At 64.0% G+C, this 16,308-nt stretch carries 16 protein-coding genes; 7 read left to right on the top strand and 9 right to left on the bottom strand.

Features of this window, described 5'->3' with window-relative positions; genetic code table 11:
• Positions 1–25 precede the first annotated feature (25 nt).
• From SA496_RS21460 to SA496_RS21470, 3 genes are all read right to left on the bottom strand, one after another.
• Entirely contained in the window at positions 26–1,393 is a 1,368-nt protein-coding gene (locus SA496_RS21460) for a spinster family MFS transporter (RefSeq protein ID WP_330114436.1), read from the bottom strand.
• A 185-nt stretch (positions 1,394–1,578) separates the two neighbouring features.
• On the bottom strand, positions 1,579–2,607 hold the full coding sequence (hemH, locus tag SA496_RS21465) for a ferrochelatase (protein ID WP_120654618.1): 1,029 nt from the start codon (positions 2,605–2,607) through the stop codon (positions 1,579–1,581).
• A complete protein-coding gene (locus tag SA496_RS21470; RefSeq protein WP_330114437.1) occupies positions 2,607–3,515 on the bottom strand; it encodes a TIGR01777 family oxidoreductase in 909 nt (302 codons plus the stop codon). Before SA496_RS21470 ends, hemH begins: the two co-directional genes overlap by 1 nt.
• A gap of 197 nt (positions 3,516–3,712) precedes the next feature.
• Between SA496_RS21470 and SA496_RS21475 the strand changes: the two genes are divergently transcribed.
• The 5 genes from SA496_RS21475 to phrB all read left to right on the top strand — a co-directional run bounded on the left by SA496_RS21475 (position 3,713) and on the right by phrB (position 8,372).
• Positions 3,713–4,696, top strand: a complete 984-nt coding sequence (locus SA496_RS21475; RefSeq protein ID WP_120654616.1) for an NAD(P)/FAD-dependent oxidoreductase — start codon at positions 3,713–3,715, stop codon at positions 4,694–4,696.
• Positions 4,693–4,914 carry a TIGR02450 family Trp-rich protein gene (locus tag SA496_RS21480; RefSeq protein WP_120654615.1) on the top strand — a complete coding sequence of 74 codons (222 nt, stop codon included), beginning with the start codon at positions 4,693–4,695 and terminating at the stop codon, positions 4,912–4,914. The genes SA496_RS21475 and SA496_RS21480 overlap by 4 nt, the downstream gene beginning before the upstream one ends.
• 115 nt (positions 4,915–5,029) lie before the next feature.
• Entirely contained in the window at positions 5,030–5,998 is a 969-nt protein-coding gene (locus SA496_RS21485; RefSeq protein WP_174235591.1) for a YbgA family protein, read from the top strand.
• Between the two features lie 2 nt (positions 5,999–6,000).
• Positions 6,001–6,930 (top strand): MerR family transcriptional regulator, encoded by a 930-nt coding sequence (locus tag SA496_RS21490; RefSeq protein ID WP_153918502.1) that lies wholly within the window; start codon positions 6,001–6,003, stop codon positions 6,928–6,930.
• Positions 6,931–6,941: 11 nt separating this feature from the next.
• Positions 6,942–8,372 (top strand): deoxyribodipyrimidine photo-lyase, encoded by a 1,431-nt coding sequence (gene phrB / locus SA496_RS21495; RefSeq protein WP_330114438.1) that lies wholly within the window; start codon positions 6,942–6,944, stop codon positions 8,370–8,372.
• A gap of 60 nt (positions 8,373–8,432) precedes the next feature.
• On the opposite strand, the gene SA496_RS21500 is transcribed toward phrB, so the two are convergent.
• The 6 genes from SA496_RS21500 to hemA all read right to left on the bottom strand — a co-directional run bounded on the left by SA496_RS21500 (position 8,433) and on the right by hemA (position 13,770).
• On the bottom strand, positions 8,433–8,948 hold the full coding sequence (locus tag SA496_RS21500) for an acyloxyacyl hydrolase (protein WP_120654612.1): 516 nt from the start codon (positions 8,946–8,948) through the stop codon (positions 8,433–8,435).
• Positions 8,949–9,051: 103 nt separating this feature from the next.
• Positions 9,052–9,843, bottom strand: coding sequence for a glutamate racemase (gene murI / locus SA496_RS21505; protein ID WP_330114439.1), 792 nt, complete (start codon positions 9,841–9,843; stop codon positions 9,052–9,054).
• Positions 9,836–10,591 (bottom strand): molybdopterin-synthase adenylyltransferase MoeB, encoded by a 756-nt coding sequence (locus tag SA496_RS21510; protein WP_120655353.1) that lies wholly within the window; start codon positions 10,589–10,591, stop codon positions 9,836–9,838. The genes murI and SA496_RS21510 overlap by 8 nt, the downstream gene beginning before the upstream one ends.
• Positions 10,585–11,415, bottom strand: a complete 831-nt coding sequence (gene prmC / locus SA496_RS21515) for a peptide chain release factor N(5)-glutamine methyltransferase (protein WP_280358261.1) — start codon at positions 11,413–11,415, stop codon at positions 10,585–10,587. Before prmC ends, SA496_RS21510 begins: the two co-directional genes overlap by 7 nt.
• Position 11,416: 1 nt before the next feature.
• Entirely contained in the window at positions 11,417–12,499 is a 1,083-nt protein-coding gene (prfA, locus tag SA496_RS21520) for a peptide chain release factor 1 (RefSeq protein ID WP_120654609.1), read from the bottom strand.
• Complete coding sequence (hemA, locus tag SA496_RS21525) at positions 12,496–13,770, bottom strand: glutamyl-tRNA reductase (RefSeq protein ID WP_120654608.1); 1,275 nt, start codon at positions 13,768–13,770, stop codon at positions 12,496–12,498. Before hemA ends, prfA begins: the two co-directional genes overlap by 4 nt.
• Positions 13,771–13,956: 186 nt before the next feature.
• Between hemA and SA496_RS21530 the strand changes: the two genes are divergently transcribed.
• Together SA496_RS21530 and lolB are read left to right on the top strand one after the other, a co-directional pair.
• Positions 13,957–15,687 (top strand): tetratricopeptide repeat protein, encoded by a 1,731-nt coding sequence (locus SA496_RS21530; RefSeq protein ID WP_330114440.1) that lies wholly within the window; start codon positions 13,957–13,959, stop codon positions 15,685–15,687.
• Between the two features lie 3 nt (positions 15,688–15,690).
• The gene (lolB, locus tag SA496_RS21535) at positions 15,691–16,308 is read left to right on the top strand and encodes a lipoprotein insertase outer membrane protein LolB (RefSeq protein WP_120654606.1); all 618 of its coding nucleotides are present in this window, start codon (positions 15,691–15,693) and stop codon (positions 16,306–16,308) included.

Raw genomic sequence — 16,308 nt, forward strand, 5'->3', positions numbered from 1 at the left:
GGGGCTTTTTTGTCTTCTGCCTGTTCTACGTGGAAGGCTGTGCCTCGCGGAGCATGGTTTCACCCTGTGGCTCCACGCCCCATTGCTGCAGTCGCTGCAGGCTTTCGCGATAAGGCTTTAGCCCAGCCCACAACAACACCACCGAGCTCGCCACCGCGATGGTGGTGACGATCAGCAACGAGTAGCGCAGGGCCTTGTCGTCGGCGAACACATAGTCGGTCACCAGGGCCACGGCGGTAGGACCGAAGCCAAGACCGATCAGGGTGATCACGAACAGGTAGATGGCCGAAGCCTGGCCGCGCATGGCGTTGGGCATGATTTCCTGGATGGCGGCCGGCGCAACGCCAAAGGGCATGCTGAGGCAAAACACGGTAGGCGCCATCAGCACCGTGACCCAGAAAGCGTCATCCAGCAGGGGAAACAGCACCACCAGCGGCAGGGCGCCAATGGCGGCGAACAGACCGACGCGCATGTTGGCATCCGCCCGCCCGTGCTTGGCCATCCAGTCCGCCAGCCGCCCACCGAAGACGATGCCCAGGCAGCCGAACACGGCCACCAGGCTGCCGTAGATCACGCCGACCTGGCCGGCGTCCCAGCCATGGGTACGGATGTAGAAAGTGGGAATCCAGGCCGCGCTGCCGTAGCCGGCGAAGGCCAGGCCGGCGAAACCGAAGTTGTGGCAGATGACGGTGCGTCGATTGCTGCGTAGATAACGGCCGACATCCGCAAGGGGCACCACTACGCCGGCACCAATGCCGCGCCGCTGCGGCTCACGCACCGCCAGCATCAGCAGAGTGAAGAGCGCACCGGCCGCGCCAAGGGCGAGGAAGATCAATTGCCATGGCCGCACTTCGCCCAGCAACGGCAAGTGCACGTCGCCCTGGGCCGACGCGAACTTGATAACCAGCCCGCCTAGCAGAAAGGCCAGCCCGGAACCGAGATAGACCCCCATGGAGTAGACGCTGATGGCAGTGGCGCGCCGCTCCTTGGGGAAACTGTCGGCGATCAGCGAGTAGGCCGCCGGCGACAAGGCCGCCTCGCCCACGCCTACGCCGATGCGGCAGAGCAGGAATTGCCAATAGAGTTTTGCCATGCCGCATGCGGCGGTGGCGGCGCTCCAGAACAGCACGCCAATGGCGATCAGCCCGCGCCGGCTGCGGCTGTCGGCCAGGCGACCCAGTGGAATGCCACAGACGGTATAGAAGAGCGCAAAGGACAGGCCCATCAGCAGGCTCATCTGCGTATCGCTGATGACCAGGTCACGGCGGATGGGCTCCACCAGCAGGTTGAGAATCTGCCGGTCGATGAAGGACAGCACGTAGGCCACCATCAGGATCGCGACGGTGGTCCAGGCTCTCAGGCCCGAGGGATAGCCATTGTTCTTGTTCTGCACTGGGCTCTCCTCGGCGCCGCCGGTGCGGCGCACGACGGTTGAAGAAGAACCCAGCTTAGGTGGCCATGGGCGGCCTGAATACGAGAACGGTCGTCATATAGGCACGCTGAATGCGCGCCATGACCTCTGGTTGATAAGGGCGCCGCAGGAGCGAATTCGCCCCTGCGTGAAGTACGTGGACGAGATCAGAGAGGGCGCACCGCCGTTTCGCAAAGCCGGGCGAGCGCAGAAACCCATTGCGGATGGCTATTCATACACGGCACCAGCACCAACTCCTGGCCTCCGGCTTCCTGGAACTGCTCGCTGCCGCGCTGGCCGATTTCTTCCAGCGTCTCGATGCAGTCGGCCACGAAAGCCGGGCACATCACCAGCAGCTTCTTCACCCCCTGCTTGGCCAGCTCATCAAGCCGCGCCTCGGTGTAAGGCTCGATCCATTTGTCCTTGCCCAAGCGCGACTGGAAGGACACCGACCATTTTCCGGGCGCAAGCCCCGCACGTTCAGCGAAGGCTTCGGCAGTGCGTTGGCACTGACTGCGGTAGCAGACCGCCAGGACCTCGTCGCTGACGTCACGGCTATCGGGGGCAGTCAGGTCATGCTGTGGATCGATGCTCTTGACCAGTTTGCGGATATGCCGCTCGGGTAAACCGTGGAAGCTCAGCAGCAGGTGGTCGAAGTCCTGCTCAAGGTAGGGCCTGGCGCTGGCCACCAGGGCGTCCAGGTAGTCCGGCTCGGCAAAGAAGGGTGGCAGCACCGAAACATTCAGCGTCAGGCCTCGCTCGCGGATTACACGGCGAGCCTCCTCGATGGCGGTTGTAGTGGTGCTGTCGGCGAACTGCGGATAGAGCGGCGCCAGGGTCACGCGCTTGACACCCTGCTCAGCCAACTTGCGCAGCGCATTTTCGATGGAAGGTTCTCCATAGCGCATCGCCAGTTCCACCGGGCCATGCCGCCAGAGGGGAACGATGGCGTCCTGCAATTCACGACTGAGGACGATCAGCGGCGAACCGTTCGGCCACCAGATCGACGAGTAAGCATGGGCCGACTGTGCCGGACGCTTGATCAGGATCAGCGAAACCAGCAGGCGCCGCAGCGGCCACGGCAGGTCGACGACGTAGGGGTCCATCAGGAACTGATCAAGGTAACTCCGCACGTCCTCCACCTTGGTGGAAGCCGGCGATCCCAGGTTGACCAGCAGCAGCGCGTGATCAGTCATCAAACATCCTTAGGCTTCAGCAGATCGCCGAGTGCCATGTCCAGATCGGTGAATGCAAAGGTAAAACCCGCTGCCCGCAATCGGGCCGGTACCGCACGCTGGCCACCGAGCAACAGCCCGGCCAGCTCACCCAGCAGCAGACGCAGGACGAAGGCCGGTGCCGGCATGAAGGCCGGCCGGCCCAGTGCGCGACCCAGGCTGCGGGCGAAATCGCGGTTGCGCACGGGCTGCGGCGAGCACGCATTATAAGGACCGCGCGCATCGATCTGCTTCAAGAGAAAATCCATCAGTGCAATTTGATCGTCCAGGTGCACCCAGGGCATCCATTGCCGACCATTGCCCAGGGGACCGCCCAATCCCAGGCGAAAGGGTGGCACGAGGCGCTTGAGAAACCCTCCGTCGCGCGCCAGCACCAAACCGGTGCGCACCAGCACCACGCGGATGCCGAATGCCTCGGCGCGTTGCGCCGTCTCCTCCCAGGCCACACAAAGCTGGCTGGCGAAATCATCGGTCACCGGTGGCGATTCCTCGGTCAGCTCCCGTTCGCCGCCATCACCGTACCAGCCTACCGCCGAGCCATTGAGCAGCACCTGCGGCATCTGGCCGCGCTTCTCCAGCCACTCCAGGATCTGCTCGGTGAGCGTGATGCGACTGCCCCAAAGCTGTGCCTTGCGCTTATTGCTCCAGGGCCGATCTGCAATGGGTTCTCCCGCCAGGTTGACGATGGCGTCCAGCGGCTCGTCGCCATAATCGGGAAACTGGCTGATACCACGCACCGTGCGGCCGCAAAGGCTTGCAACGCTCTGCGGCCGCCGACTCAGCACAGTGAGCTGATGCCCCTCCGCCAGCCAACGCTGGCAGAGCGCCCGGCCGATCAGACCAGTACCGCCGGTCAGCAATATGTGCATGGCATCCTCCTCGCATGGCGCTAAGTGCGGATATCGCCCTAGTCTGGTCTATGACGCCTCAACGTGCCCCGGATTGGGCCACGTATCGTCAGAAATGCAGTAGTCCGCGATTGGAAACGATCAACCTGTACAAAGCTTGAATTTTGTACAGGTGTTGTCTAAAGCGTAGCCTGTAGCCATAGGTAACGAGGTAGACCATGAGTGCACCTATCGCCATCATCGGCACCGGTATATCCGGCCTCTCCGCCGCCCAGGCGCTGCATGCAGCCGGGCAGGCCGTGGAGCTCTTCGACAAGAGCCGCGGCAGCGGTGGACGCATGGCCAGCAAGCGAAGCGACGCCGGCTCCGTGGACCTTGGCGCTCAATATTTCACCGCCCGCGACCGTCGCTTCGCCGAAGTGGTGCAGCAATGGCGCGATCGTGGCTGGGTCGCCGAATGGTCACCCAGTCTCTATCACTTCAGCGAAGGCCAGCTGCTGCCCTCCCCCGACGAGCAGATTCGCTGGGTCGGCACGCCACGCATGAGCGCCATCACCCGCGCCCTGCTCGGTGCCCTGCCCGTGAATTTCGCCTGCCGCATCACCGAGGTCTTCCGTGGCGAACGCCACTGGGGCCTTCAAGATGCCGAAGGCCTCAGTCACGGCCCGTTCAGCCACGTGATAGTCGCCACCCCGGCGCCCCACGCTGCGGCCCTGCTGGCCGCTGCACCGAAACTCGCCGGTGCCGCCGCAAGCGTCGCCATGGAGCCGACCTGGGCCGTGGCACTGGGCTTCAGCGAACCGCTGGATACCCGTGTTGAAGGTTGCTTCCTGCAAGACAGCCCGCTGGACTGGCTTGCCCGCAATCGCTCCAAGCCAGGTCGCGAAGCCAGCCTGGACACCTGGGTGCTGCACGCCACCAGCAGTTGGAGCAAGCAACACCTGGACATGCCCAAGGATGCGGTTATCGAACACTTGCATGGTGCCTTCGCCGAAATGATCGGCTGTGCCGTTCCGGCTCCGAGCTTCAGCCTGGCCCACCGTTGGCTCTACGCAAGGCCGAGCCAGGCGCACCAGTGGGGCGCCCTCGCCGATGCCGACTTGGGCCTTTACGCCTGCGGCGACTGGTGCTTGTCAGGCCGTGTGGAAGGTGCCTGGCTAAGCGGCCAGGAAGCCGCTCGCCGCCTGCTTGAGCACTTGTGACCGCTCCGCGGCTCAATCCGCGCAAATTACTGCTCTCGAAGTGGACGGCCGTACGGCCGTCCAGACGCGAACGACACTTCCTCGTCAGCCGCTTGATCTTCGATGAAGGCGGCGTCCTGCAAACCGTGGAACTCGAAGCTGTGCACAGCCACCGCTGCCGGCAGTTGCCCTGGCGCGACCTGACCGATACCCGCTGCTGGCAGATCGGCTGGCGCTGATCCCACCCGTCAAGAACTTGTACAAGTCATTTGACTTGTACAAGACCATCTCTATGATTTCCATAAACCTATACAAGCAATCTACTTTGCATAACACGCGTCCAGGTAATAGCCCATGGTCATGCCCTTCGATCTGTCGCAGCGCCCCAAACTGGGCATCAGCGCCTGCCTCCTCGGCGACCCCGTGCGCTTCAATGGTGGGCACAAGGAGTCACGGTTGTGCAGCCGCAGCCTGGCAGCGCATTTCGACTTCGTGCCGCTGTGCCCGGAAGTGGCCATCGGCCTTGGCATTCCCCGCGCGCCCATCCGACTGGTTGGCGACCTCGCTGCACCGCGTGCGGTCGGCACGCGACAGCCGCAACTCGATCACACCGAGGCCCTGACCGAGTTCGGCGAGCTAATGGCGGAGCAACTCGACGACATCAGTGGCTACATCTTCATGCAGAAGTCGCCCTCTTGCGGGCTCGCACGGGTGAAGGTGTATCGGGCCAACGGCCAAGCAGCCGCAGGAGATGGCCGGGGAATCTTCGCCAGAGCCTTCTGCGCCCTGCGCCCGGACCTACCGGTAGAAGAAGAAGGTCGCCTCAACGATCCGGTGCTGCGGGAAAACTTCTTCACCCGCGTTTACGCCTACGCGCAGTGGCAGGCGCTGTGCCGCGAAGGGCTGACGCACAAGGCAATCATCGCGTTCCACTCCCGCTACAAGTACCAACTGATGGCCCACGACCCGGTGCAGTACAAGGTCCTTGGCCGACTGCTCGGCGACATCGGTGAGCACCCGGCAGCCGAGATCGGCCCGCGCTATTTTTCGGCACTCATGACAGCCCTCGGCAAATGCGCCACTCGCGGCACTCACAGCAATGTGCTGCAGCACCTCAGCGGTTATCTCAAGACGCACCTCAGCCGCCCGGAAAAGGCGGAGCTCCAGCGCCTGATCGAGCAATACCGAGGTGGCATCATCCCACTGGTCGTGCCCATCACCCTGCTCAAGCATCACTTCAACAGTCACCCGGATCGCTACATCACCCAGCAGGCCTACCTGCAGCCGCATCCGGAAGAACTCAGCCTGCGCAACGCCCTCTAGCCATGGACACGCCCGGCGAAACCTCGATGGACATCGACTACCAGACCGCACTGTCGCGGGGGCTGCTGCCCATTCGCGAAGTGGCACGCCAGACCGGTGTCATACCGGTGACCCTGCGAGCCTGGGAACGCCGCTACGGGCTCGTCGCACCGCTGCGCACCAGCAAGGGTCACCGCCTCTACACCGAGGACGATGTGGTGCGCATACGCCTGATCCTCACCTGGCTGGACCGGGGCGTCGCCGTTGGCCAGGTCAAGGGGCTGCTCAAGGAGCAACAGCCGCCGGCAGCCCCTGAACCTACGTCGGCCTCCCCCTGGGAAGAACAGCGCCAGCATCTGCTGGAAGCCATTGGCAGCCTCAATGAGCGCCAACTGGACGAGCGCTTCAATGCCTCAATGGCGCTCTACCCTCCTCAGACTCTCTATCGCCAGTTGTTGCAGCCCGTGCTGGAAGAGCTGGAACAACGTTGGCGCGGCCAGTTCGGCCGCCAGGCGGAGCGCGTGTTCCTGCACTCCTGGCTGCGCACCAAGCTAGGCGCGCGGCTCTACCACAACAACCGCCAGTTCAGCGGGGCGCCGATCCTGATGATGAATGTTTCGGACCTGCCAATGGAGCCCGGCCTCTGGCTCGCGGCCTGGCTCACCAGCAGCGCCGATTGCGCAGTAGAAGTCTTCGACTGGCCGGTACCCGCTACCGAACTACCCCTGGTCGTGGCGCGCATCCAGCCTCGTGCCCTAATGCTCTACTCAAGCCAGCCGATCAGTCCCGGGCAACTGCCAAGGCTGCTCAACGGCCATCGATGCCCGTGTCTGCTGGGGGGACCCGCAGCGGCCATCCACCAGGCCGATTCCGTCCCCGGCGTCATCCTGGCCGAAAGCCCGCTCGACGCCTTTCAGGCCCTGTCAGACCTCGGCCTGCTGCACAACCGATAAAGGAATGCTCCATGCGCCAGCTCATCTGGTTCCGCACCGACCTGCGCGTGCAGGACAACACGGCCCTGCAGGCTGCACTCACCGCCGGCCCGACTCTGGCCCTGTACCTCATCACCCCGGGCCAATGGCAAACCCACGACGACGCGCCTGCCAAAGTGGATTTCTGGATGCGCAACCTGTCCGAGCTGGCCTGGGCGCTGGACCGGCTGAACGTGCCTCTACTGATTCGCCACGCCGACACCTGGGCCGAGGCGCCACAGGTGGTACGCCAGCTTTGCCACGATTTCGACATCGGTTCGGTTCAGGTCAATGAGGAATACGGCATCAATGAGGCCCAGCGCGACCACCAGGTGGCCGAGCTGCTTGCGGCAGACAGTATCGTCTTGCAGAGCCATCTCGATCAGTTGCTGTTCCGTCCCGGTAGCGTTCTGACCCAGTCCGGCACCTGCTTCCAGGTCTTCAGTCAGTTCCGCAAAGTCTGCTACCAGCGCCTGCACACAGCCCTGCCGAGTTGCCTGCTACCACCGCGACCGCAGGAAGAACTGGATATCCCCAGCGACACGCCCCCCATGTCGGTAGAAGGCTTCCCGATACCTCCGGAAAGCCTGCGCCAACTCTGGCCCGCCGGGGAAGAAGCCGCCCGCGAGCGGCTGGACACCTTCGCCCTGGAAGAGCTCTGGTGCTACGAGGAACGCCGCGACTTCCCCGCCGTCCCCGGCACCAGCCAGATCTCGCCGTACCTCGCTGCTGGCGTGCTCTCGCCCCGCCAATGCCTGCACGCGGCGCTACGCAACAACCTCGGGGAGTTCGACAGTGGCAATCCCGGCGCCGTCTGCTGGATCAACGAGCTGCTCTGGCGCGAGTTCTACAAGCACATCCTGGTGGCCTTCCCGCGCGTTTCCCGCCACCGCCCCTTCCGTCGCGAAACCGAAGCGCTGGCCTGGCGCCGTGCGCCAGAGGATCTGGAGGCCTGGCAGCAAGGGCGAACCGGCATCCCCATCGTCGACGCGGCGATGCGCCAATTGCTCGCCACGGGCTGGATGCACAACCGCCTTCGCATGATAGTAGCGATGTTCCTAACCAAGAACCTGCTGATCGACTGGCGCGAAGGCGAGCGCTGGTTCATGCGCAACCTGATCGACGGCGACCTCGCGGCGAACAATGGCGGCTGGCAGTGGAGCGCCTCCACCGGCACCGATGCGGCCCCGTACTTCCGCATCTTCAACCCCATAAACCAGTCGCAGAAGTTCGACCCGGACGGACGCTTCCTGCGCCACTGGCTACCGGAACTCGCTCATCTGGACAAACGCGATATCCACAACCCGGCCGGACTGGGTGGCCTGTTCGGCGTCACCGGGTATCCGCCGCCGCTGGTAGACCTGTCTGCCAGCCGCGATAGGGCACTGGCGGCCTTCAGGAATCTTTCGGAACGTACCGTTTGAAGATGCAGGCACAATAAAAAACCGGGCGCTTGGCCCGGTTTCCGGTGTTGCAGGTTCGCCTCAGAAGGACAGGCGATAGTGCAAGGTGTAAGCCTCCACGCCATCGTTCGGCTGCTTGATGCCGGCGTTGGAGTAGTGCATGGCGCGCACGCCGACTTCCTGATTGGCGAAACGCAGGCCCAGGCCGATGCGATCCTCGAACTGGAAGGAGGAACCCAGATCGTTGTCTTCCAGGTCGGTGTCCGAGAACACGGCGACGCCGATACCTGCTTCGACGTAGGGCTTCACGGATTCACCTGCGAACTCGTAGACGAATACCGGAGTGAAAGACAGGCTGTGGTTGCTGGCGGTCTCATCGCCTTCCCAATAGGTGTATGCGGCATCCCAGTAGCCGGTCAGGCGCCCTACATCGGTCTGGAACCAACTGCTGGAGAAGTCGAACTGAGTTCCCAGACGATAAACCATGGTGGAATCGCCAGTCTGGCCAATGTCCAGAGAAACGTCCGCAGCCTGGGCGGAAACAACATGGCCGACGGTGATCGCTGCAGCTGCGGCCCAGCAGAAAAGCTTCTTCATGAAACCAATCCTTTTTCTGAAGTGCAGACAAAAAAGTCTTAATACCTGGCAGCGATTATAGATAGCTTTTTAATCGGGGAAAGAACTCTGGCGGACTTTTGTATCAATCCGGAAACCTGTCCACACAGGCGGATTCGCCCCAGAGAATCGGCAGGATTTCCTGCATCGCCAGCGGATCGCCGCTCGACCAGAAGCGGCAGTTTTCGGCCGCCCCTTCCGCCAATAGACCGCGCGCATCCAGTAGCCGCTGCAACTGACGGGCAACCGCCGCACCGGTATCGATCAGGCTGACCGAGTCCGGCACCAGCTGACGCAGCAAAGGACGCAAGAACGGATAGTGGGTGCAGCCGAGGATCAAGGTATCGCAGCCCTCGGCCAGTAGCGGCTCGACATAGGCCGTCAGCAGGGTGCGCGTTTCCGGCCCCAGCAGGTCCCCTGCCTCGATGCGCTCCACCAGTCCGGGACAGGGCTGGGTGATGACCCGTACATCTCCGGCAAAGCGATCCAGCAGTGCCGCGAACTTCGCACTCTTCAGCGTGCCAGTAGTCGCCAGCACCCCGACCACGCCACTGCGCGTTGCGGCTGCAGCCGGCTTCACCGCCGGCTCCATGCCAACGATAGGCAGCTGTGGATAACGCTCACGCAGGTCGGCTACGGCGGCCACAGTGGCCGTGTTGCAGGCCAGCACCAACGCCTTGGCGCCCTGGTCGAGCAGGAACTCGGCGATTTGGTGACTGCGCTCGCGAATGAAGTCGGCGCTCTTCTCGCCGTAGGGCACGTGGCCGCTATCCGCCACATAGAGCAGCGATTCGCGAGGCAGCAACGTGCGAATTTCCCGCAGGACGGAAAGGCCGCCGACGCCTGAGTCGAAGACTCCGACCGCAGCTTCAGGCACGCCGTGCTCCGCAGACTTCGCAGGCCGGGTCGCGCTTTACCCGCAGTTCGCGGAAGCGACTTCCCAAGGCGTCCACCAACAAGAGGCGGCCGACCATGGGCTCGCCGAAACCGGCGATCAACTTGAGCGCTTCGAGTGCCTGCAAGCTGCCCACCAGTCCAACCAGCGGGCCAACCACGCCGGCCTCGCTGCAGGTCAGTTCGGCTTCGCTGCCATGGCCGTAGAGACAGTGGTAGCAAGGGCTGTCGTCACGGCGCGGGTCGAAGACCGAAAGCTGGCCTTCAAGACGAATGGCGGCGCCGGACACCAATGGTTTGCCGGCGGCGACGCATGCCGCGTTGACCGCTTCGCGGGTACCAAAGTTGTCGGTGCAGTCCAGGACCAGGTCGACCGCTGCAACGGCGGCGGCCAGGGAATCCTCGTCCAGCGCGCGGTCGTGCGGCACCAGACGTACCTCAGGGTTCAGCGCGGCAAGGCGGGTCATGGCCGAATCGACCTTGCTCTGCCCGACGCTGTTGCTGTCGTGGACGATCTGTCGTTGCAGGTTGGTGAGGTCGACACTGTCGAAGTCCGCCAGATGCAACTCGCCCACACCGGCGGCAGCCAGATAGAGAGAAACCGGCGAGCCCAAGCCGCCGAGGCCGATGATCAGGACGCGTCCCTGCTTCAGGCGCAGCTGACCGTCGATGTCGATCTGCGGCAGGAGAATCTGCCGACTGTAACGAAGGAGTTCCTGATCATTCAGCATGGCCATTGCCCCAGAGAGATGCGCTCATGGCCGCCCAGGTCGCGACGGCTTTCCACTTGCTGGAAGCCTTGCTGATCGAGCAGATCGCGCACGGCCGGTGCCTGGTCAAAACCATGCTCCAGCAATAGCCAGCCGCCCGGCAGCAGGTGATCGGGCGCGTCCTGGATGATCTTGCGGATGTCGTCGAGGCCATCGGCGCCGGCCACCAGGGCGCTGGAAGGCTCGAAGCGTACGTCGCCCTGGGCGAGGTGCGGATCCTGGGCCGGTATGTAGGGCGGATTGCTGACGATCAGTGCGAATCGTTGCTTCCCCAGGGCAGAGAACCAGTGGCTCTCGACGAACCGGGCATTGGCCAGGCGCAGCCGCGCGCGGTTGCGCTCGGCCAACTCCACGGCCGTGGAAATCCGATCGACGCCGGTGACCTTCCAGGCCAGACGCTCGCATGCCAACGCCAAGGCGATGGCGCCGGTGCCGGTGCCCAGGTCGAGTACCTCGGCCGGGCTCGCCGGCAGCAGTGCCAGGGCGGTTTCCACCAGCAATTCGGTGTCCGGGCGCGGAATCAGGGTATCCGGCGCCACTTCCAGGTCCAGGCTCCAGAAGCCCTGGTGGCCAAGGATGTAGGCCACCGGTTCGCCGGTGCGGCGGCGCTCCAGGAAGCTGGCATAACGCTCGGCCACTTCGCTGGAAACCACTCGCTCCGGCCAGGTGTGCAGGAAGCTGCGGGGCTTGCCGAGGGCGGCGGCCAGCAGCAGTTCGGCGTCCAGGCGCGGGGTGGGCGAGTCCGGTAGGCGGGCTTCGCCGAGGAGACTGGCGATGATGGTCACGTCAGTCCCCCAGGGCTGCCAACTGGTCGGCCTGGTATTCGGCGAGCAGCGGCTCGATCACGGCCTCGACGCTGCCGGCCATCACGTCGTCCAGCGCATAAAGGGTGAGGTTGATGCGGTGGTCAGTCACCCGGCCCTGCGGATAGTTGTAGGTGCGGATGCGCTCGGAGCGGTCACCGGAACCCACCAGCAGGCGACGGGTATCGGACATTTCCTTGTGGGCGGCGGCTTCCTGCTGGTCGTTCAGCTTGGCCGCCAGCCACGCCATGGCCTTGGCGCGGTTCTTGTGCTGGGAACGTTCTTCCTGGCACTCGACGACGATGCCCGACGGGATGTGGGTGATACGCACCGCAGAATCGGTCTTGTTAACGTGCTGGCCACCTGCGCCGGAAGCGCGATAGGTATCGACACGCAAATCGGCGGCGTTGATTTCGATGGCGGCCTGCTCGTCAGGCTCAGGCAATACCGCCACGGTGCAGGCGGAGGTGTGGATACGGCCCTGGGACTCAGTCTCCGGCACCCGCTGTACACGGTGCGCGCCGGACTCGAACTTGAGCTTGGCGTAAACGTTGTCACCCTCGACGCGGGCAATCACTTCCTTGTATCCGCCGTGCTCCCCTTCGTTCTCGGAGAGGATCTCGACACGCCAACCCTGGCGCTCGGCATAACGGGAATACATGCGGAACAGGTCGCCGGAGAAGATCGCCGCCTCGTCGCCGCCCGTGCCAGCGCGGATTTCCAGGAAGACGTTGCGGCCGTCGTTGGGGTCCTTCGGCAGCAGCATGCGCTGCAGACGGTCCTCCAGCCCCACGAGCTGCTCACGGGCCTGGGCCACTTCTTCCTCGGCCATCTCCCGTAAGTCCGGGTCGCTGTCCTTGAGTAGCGCCTGAGCGCCCTCGAGGTCTCCCTGAACCTTACGGAATTCGCGGAAAGCGAGGATCACCGGCTCGACCTCGGCGAACTCCTTGGAGTAAGCGCGGAACTTGGCCTGGTCACTGATGACTTCGGCATCTCCGAGCAGGGCGGTAAGTTCCTCGTAGCGGTCCTGGAGGAGGTCAAGCTTGTTCAGCAGGGAAGCTTTCATTGCGAACGTTTATCCGGGCCCTCGTCGAGGGCGAAGAGTTCCTGGGCCACGACCAGCGCGTCGAAGCGGCCATCGGCGGAGAGTTTCTTCAGCTGCACGCTGGGTGCGTGCAGCAGCTTGTTGGTGAGGCCGCGGGCAAGTTGCGCCAGCACTTCCTCGGCCGATGTGCCGTTCTGCAGCATGCGCTGCGCCTTGGCCACTTCCTCATCCCGCAGACGCTCGGCCTGTTGGCGATAGGCACGCAGCACGTCGACCGCGGCCAGCTCGCGCAGGCGCTGCATGAACTCCTCGACGCCAGCGCCGACCAGCTCTTCGGCTGCCTGAGCCGCCCCCTGGCGACTCTTGAGGTTTTCCGCGACCACCTCGTGCAGGTCGTCCACGGTATAGAGGTAGACATCGTCCAGCTCGCCGACTTCGGGCTCGATGTCACGCGGGACGGCGATGTCCACCATGAAGATCGGCTTGTGCCGGCGCTGTTTCAGTGCGCGCTCCACCGCCCCCTTGCCGAGAATGGGCAACTGGCTGGCGGTCGAGCTGATGACGATGTCGCTGTTGACCAGCTCCTGGGGCATGTCGGCGAGCAACACCGCATGGGCACCGAACTCCTCGGCAAGGATGCTGGCGCGTTCCAGGGTCCGGTTGGCGACGACGATGCGCTTCACTCCCTGCTCGTGCAGATGGCGGGCTACCAGGGTGATGGTTTCGCCAGCACCGATCAGCAGCGCCTGGCTGCGGTGCAGGTCGGAGAAGATCTGCTTGGCCAGGCTGACGGCAGCGAAGGCCACGGAAACCGGGTTCTCGCCGATAGCGGTGTCGGTACGCACCGTCTTGGCGGTGCTGAAGGTCGCCTGGAAAAGACGACCGAGCAGCGGGCCGACGGTGCCTGCCTCACGCGCAACCGCGTAGGCAGACTTCATCTGGCCGAGGATCTGGGGTTCGCCGAGGACCATGGAGTCCAGCCCGGAGGCGACACGCATCATGTGGCGAACAGCGTCATCGTCCTGGTGCACATAGGCGCACGCGCGCAGCTCTTCAAGGCTGAGGTTGTGATAACCGGCCAGCCACGCGAGTACTTCATCGGTGCTCGGGTGATCCTGCTCCAGGTAGAGCTCGCTGCGGTTGCAGGTAGATAGGATGGCCGCCTCACGGCTGGGCGTGATGCGACACAGCTGCTGCAGGGCCTCCACGAGCTGCTCGGGGGTGAAAGCCACGCGTTCGCGGACATCCACCGAGGCGGTCTTGTGGTTGATACCAAGAGCAATGAAGGCCATGCAGGGTCGCTAACTGAATCGGGAGGGCGCGCAATTGTCCTACTTCACCCGAACGACGACAACCACCGCCGATAATTGTCTGCCCGTACAGGTTTTGCTCGTCCGCGGGTTGGCCCCCGCCCCATGTGCTAGCCTGACGGCTTGTGTCATGATGGGCCACTCGCTGGTTAGCCCCTTCCTTCCTATATGAATAGATCCCTCGCGTTGCTGACCGCCCTGCTGTTTCTCGGCGGCTGTCAGAGCTTGACCCACAAGTCCCCGGACGGCACTCCACCGGTCGAGGAAGGCAACCAGGCCTCCACGCCCGCAAAGCCAGAGGTCTATGGCTCGTTCAACCGCGAAACCCTCTACGCCCTGCTCGCGGCCGAACTGGCCGGGCAACGCAATCGCTTCGACATCGCCCTCGGCAACTACGTGCAACAGGCCAACGCCACTCAGGATCCAGCTGTGGCCGAGCGCGCCTTCCGCATCGCCGAGTACCTGGGCGCCGACCAGGCAGCCCTGGACACTGCGCTGATCTGGGCCAAGAACGCTCCAGACAATCTCGACGCCCAGCGCGCCGCCGCCGTTCAGCTGGCCCGTGCCGGCCGCCACGACGAAGCCATGGCCTATATGGAGAAAGTGCTGCAGGGCCAGGGCGACACCCATTTCGACTTCCTCGCGCTCTCTGCCGCAGAAACTGACGCAGACACCCGCGCCGGCCTGCTGCAAAGCTTCGACCGCCTGCTGGCCAAGCACCCCGACAATAGCCAGCTGGTGTTCGGCAAGGCTGTGCTGCTGCAACAGGACGGCCGCACCGAAGAAGCGCTCACTCTGCTCGAAGGCGTGCCCGCCAACGACAAGGAAATCGCCCCGATCCTGCTCCGTGCTCGCCTGCTGCAGAGCCTCAAGCGTGGCGATGAAGCCCTGCCGCTTCTGCAGAAAGCCATCAAGCAGCACCCGGACGACAAGCGTCTGCGCCTGACCTACGCCCGCATGCTGGTGGAGCAGGACCGCCTGGACGAGGCGAAGTCCGAGTTTGCCGGCCTCGTCCAGCAATTCCCCGACGACGACGACCTCCGCTACTCCCTGGCGCTGGTCTGCTTGGAAGGCGAAGCCTGGGACGAAGCCCAGGTGTACCTGGAAGAACTAGTGGAACGCGGTAGCCATGTCGACTCTGCCCACTTCAACCTTGGCCAGGTCTACGAAAAGCGCGGCGACAAAGAGAGCGCGCTGATCGAGTACGCACTGGTTGGCCCGGGCAACGACTACCTGCCGGCGCAGATGCGCCAGGTGGAAATCCTCCTGGAAAGCGGTCGCGCCGACGAAGCCGAAACCCGTCTGGCCAAGGCCCGCGATGCCCAACCGGATTACGCCATCCAGCTCTACCTGATCGAAACCGAGAGCCTGGCGGAGCGCCAGCATCCGGAACGTGCCTGGAAGGTCATCCATCAGGGCTTGCAGCAGTTCCCGGACGACCTCAACCTGCTCTACACACGCGCCATGCTGGCGGAGAAGCGCAACGACCTCGCCCAACTGGAAAAGGACCTGCGCTTCATCATCGAACGCGAGCCGGAAAACGCCATGGCCCTGAACGCCCTAGGCTATACACTCGCCGACCGTACCACGCGCTACGACGAAGCCAGGAAACTGGTGGAACAGGCGCACAAGCTCAACCCGGACGACCCGGCAATCCTCGACAGCCTCGGGTGGGTGAATTACCGCATGGGCAATCTGTCGGAGGCCGAACGCCTTCTGCGCCTGGCACTGCAAGAGTTCCCCGACCACGAAGTAGCCGCTCACCTGGGCGAAGTCCTCTGGGCCCAGGGCAAGCAGGTCGAAGCCCGCAAGGTCTGGGCGGACGCCCTGCAGAAGCAGCCCGACAGCGCCATCCTCCGTGACACCCTGCAACGCCTGACTGGCTCCGGAAACCTCTGATCCATGCGTGTACGAAATCTCCTGGCCGCCGGCGCACTTGTCCTGCTCGCCGGCTGCTCCGCCCTTGCCCCGCGCGAAACCCTCGAAGGCCAGGGTAACCAGGCCATCTGGAAAGCTCACAAAGAGCAGGTCAGCACCCTCGATGGCTGGCAGATAAGCGGAAAGGTAGGCATCCGAGCGCCCAAGGACTCCGGTAGTGGCACCCTGTTCTGGCTGCAGCGCCAGGACTACTACGACATCCGCCTTTCCGGCCCCCTGGGTCGCGGCGCGGCGCGACTCACTGGTCGCCCGGGCAACATCGAGCTGGAAGTAGCCAACCAGGGCCGCTACCAGGCCGAATCCCCCGAGGCGCTGCTGGAAGAGCAACTCGGCTGGCGTCTGCCGGTCTCCCATCTGCTCTGGTGGGTGCGCGGCCTGCCCGCACCTGACAGCCGCAGCCGCCTCACCCTCGACGGCGAAAGCCGCCTTTCCCGCCTGGAGCAAGATGGCTGGCAGGTGCAATACCTGAGCTACGTCGAGCAGAACGGCTACACCCTGCCCGAACGCATCAAGCTAAGCGGCGAAAACCTCGACGTCACCCTGGTGATCAAGGACTGGCAACCGCGCCAGCTCGGCCAGTGA

Origin of the sequence: Pseudomonas sp. JS3066 (assembly GCF_036328175.1) — a bacterium.
Taxonomy (GTDB): Bacteria; Pseudomonadota; Gammaproteobacteria; order Pseudomonadales; family Pseudomonadaceae; genus Metapseudomonas.

Bases quoted from the DNA above. Each gene is read 5' to 3' on its own strand.
- hemH (WP_120654618.1), bottom strand. From the start codon at position 2,607: ATGACTGATCACGCGCTGCTGCTGGTCAACCTGGGATCGCCGGCTTCC.
- SA496_RS21470 (WP_330114437.1), bottom strand. From the start codon at position 3,515: ATGCACATATTGCTGACCGGCGGTACTGGTCTGATCGGCCGGGCGCTC.
- SA496_RS21475 (WP_120654616.1), top strand. From the start codon at position 3,713: ATGAGTGCACCTATCGCCATCATCGGCACCGGTATATCCGGCCTCTCC.
- SA496_RS21485 (WP_174235591.1), top strand. From the start codon at position 5,030: ATGGTCATGCCCTTCGATCTGTCGCAGCGCCCCAAACTGGGCATCAGC.
- SA496_RS21490 (WP_153918502.1), top strand. From the start codon at position 6,001: ATGGACACGCCCGGCGAAACCTCGATGGACATCGACTACCAGACCGCA.
- phrB (WP_330114438.1), top strand. From the start codon at position 6,942: ATGCGCCAGCTCATCTGGTTCCGCACCGACCTGCGCGTGCAGGACAAC.
- SA496_RS21500 (WP_120654612.1), bottom strand. From the start codon at position 8,948: ATGAAGAAGCTTTTCTGCTGGGCCGCAGCTGCAGCGATCACCGTCGGC.
- SA496_RS21510 (WP_120655353.1), bottom strand. From the start codon at position 10,591: ATGCTGAATGATCAGGAACTCCTTCGTTACAGTCGGCAGATTCTCCTG.
- prfA (WP_120654609.1), bottom strand. From the start codon at position 12,499: ATGAAAGCTTCCCTGCTGAACAAGCTTGACCTCCTCCAGGACCGCTAC.
- hemA (WP_120654608.1), bottom strand. From the start codon at position 13,770: ATGGCCTTCATTGCTCTTGGTATCAACCACAAGACCGCCTCGGTGGAT.
- SA496_RS21530 (WP_330114440.1), top strand. From the start codon at position 13,957: ATGAATAGATCCCTCGCGTTGCTGACCGCCCTGCTGTTTCTCGGCGGC.
- lolB (WP_120654606.1), top strand. From the start codon at position 15,691: ATGCGTGTACGAAATCTCCTGGCCGCCGGCGCACTTGTCCTGCTCGCC.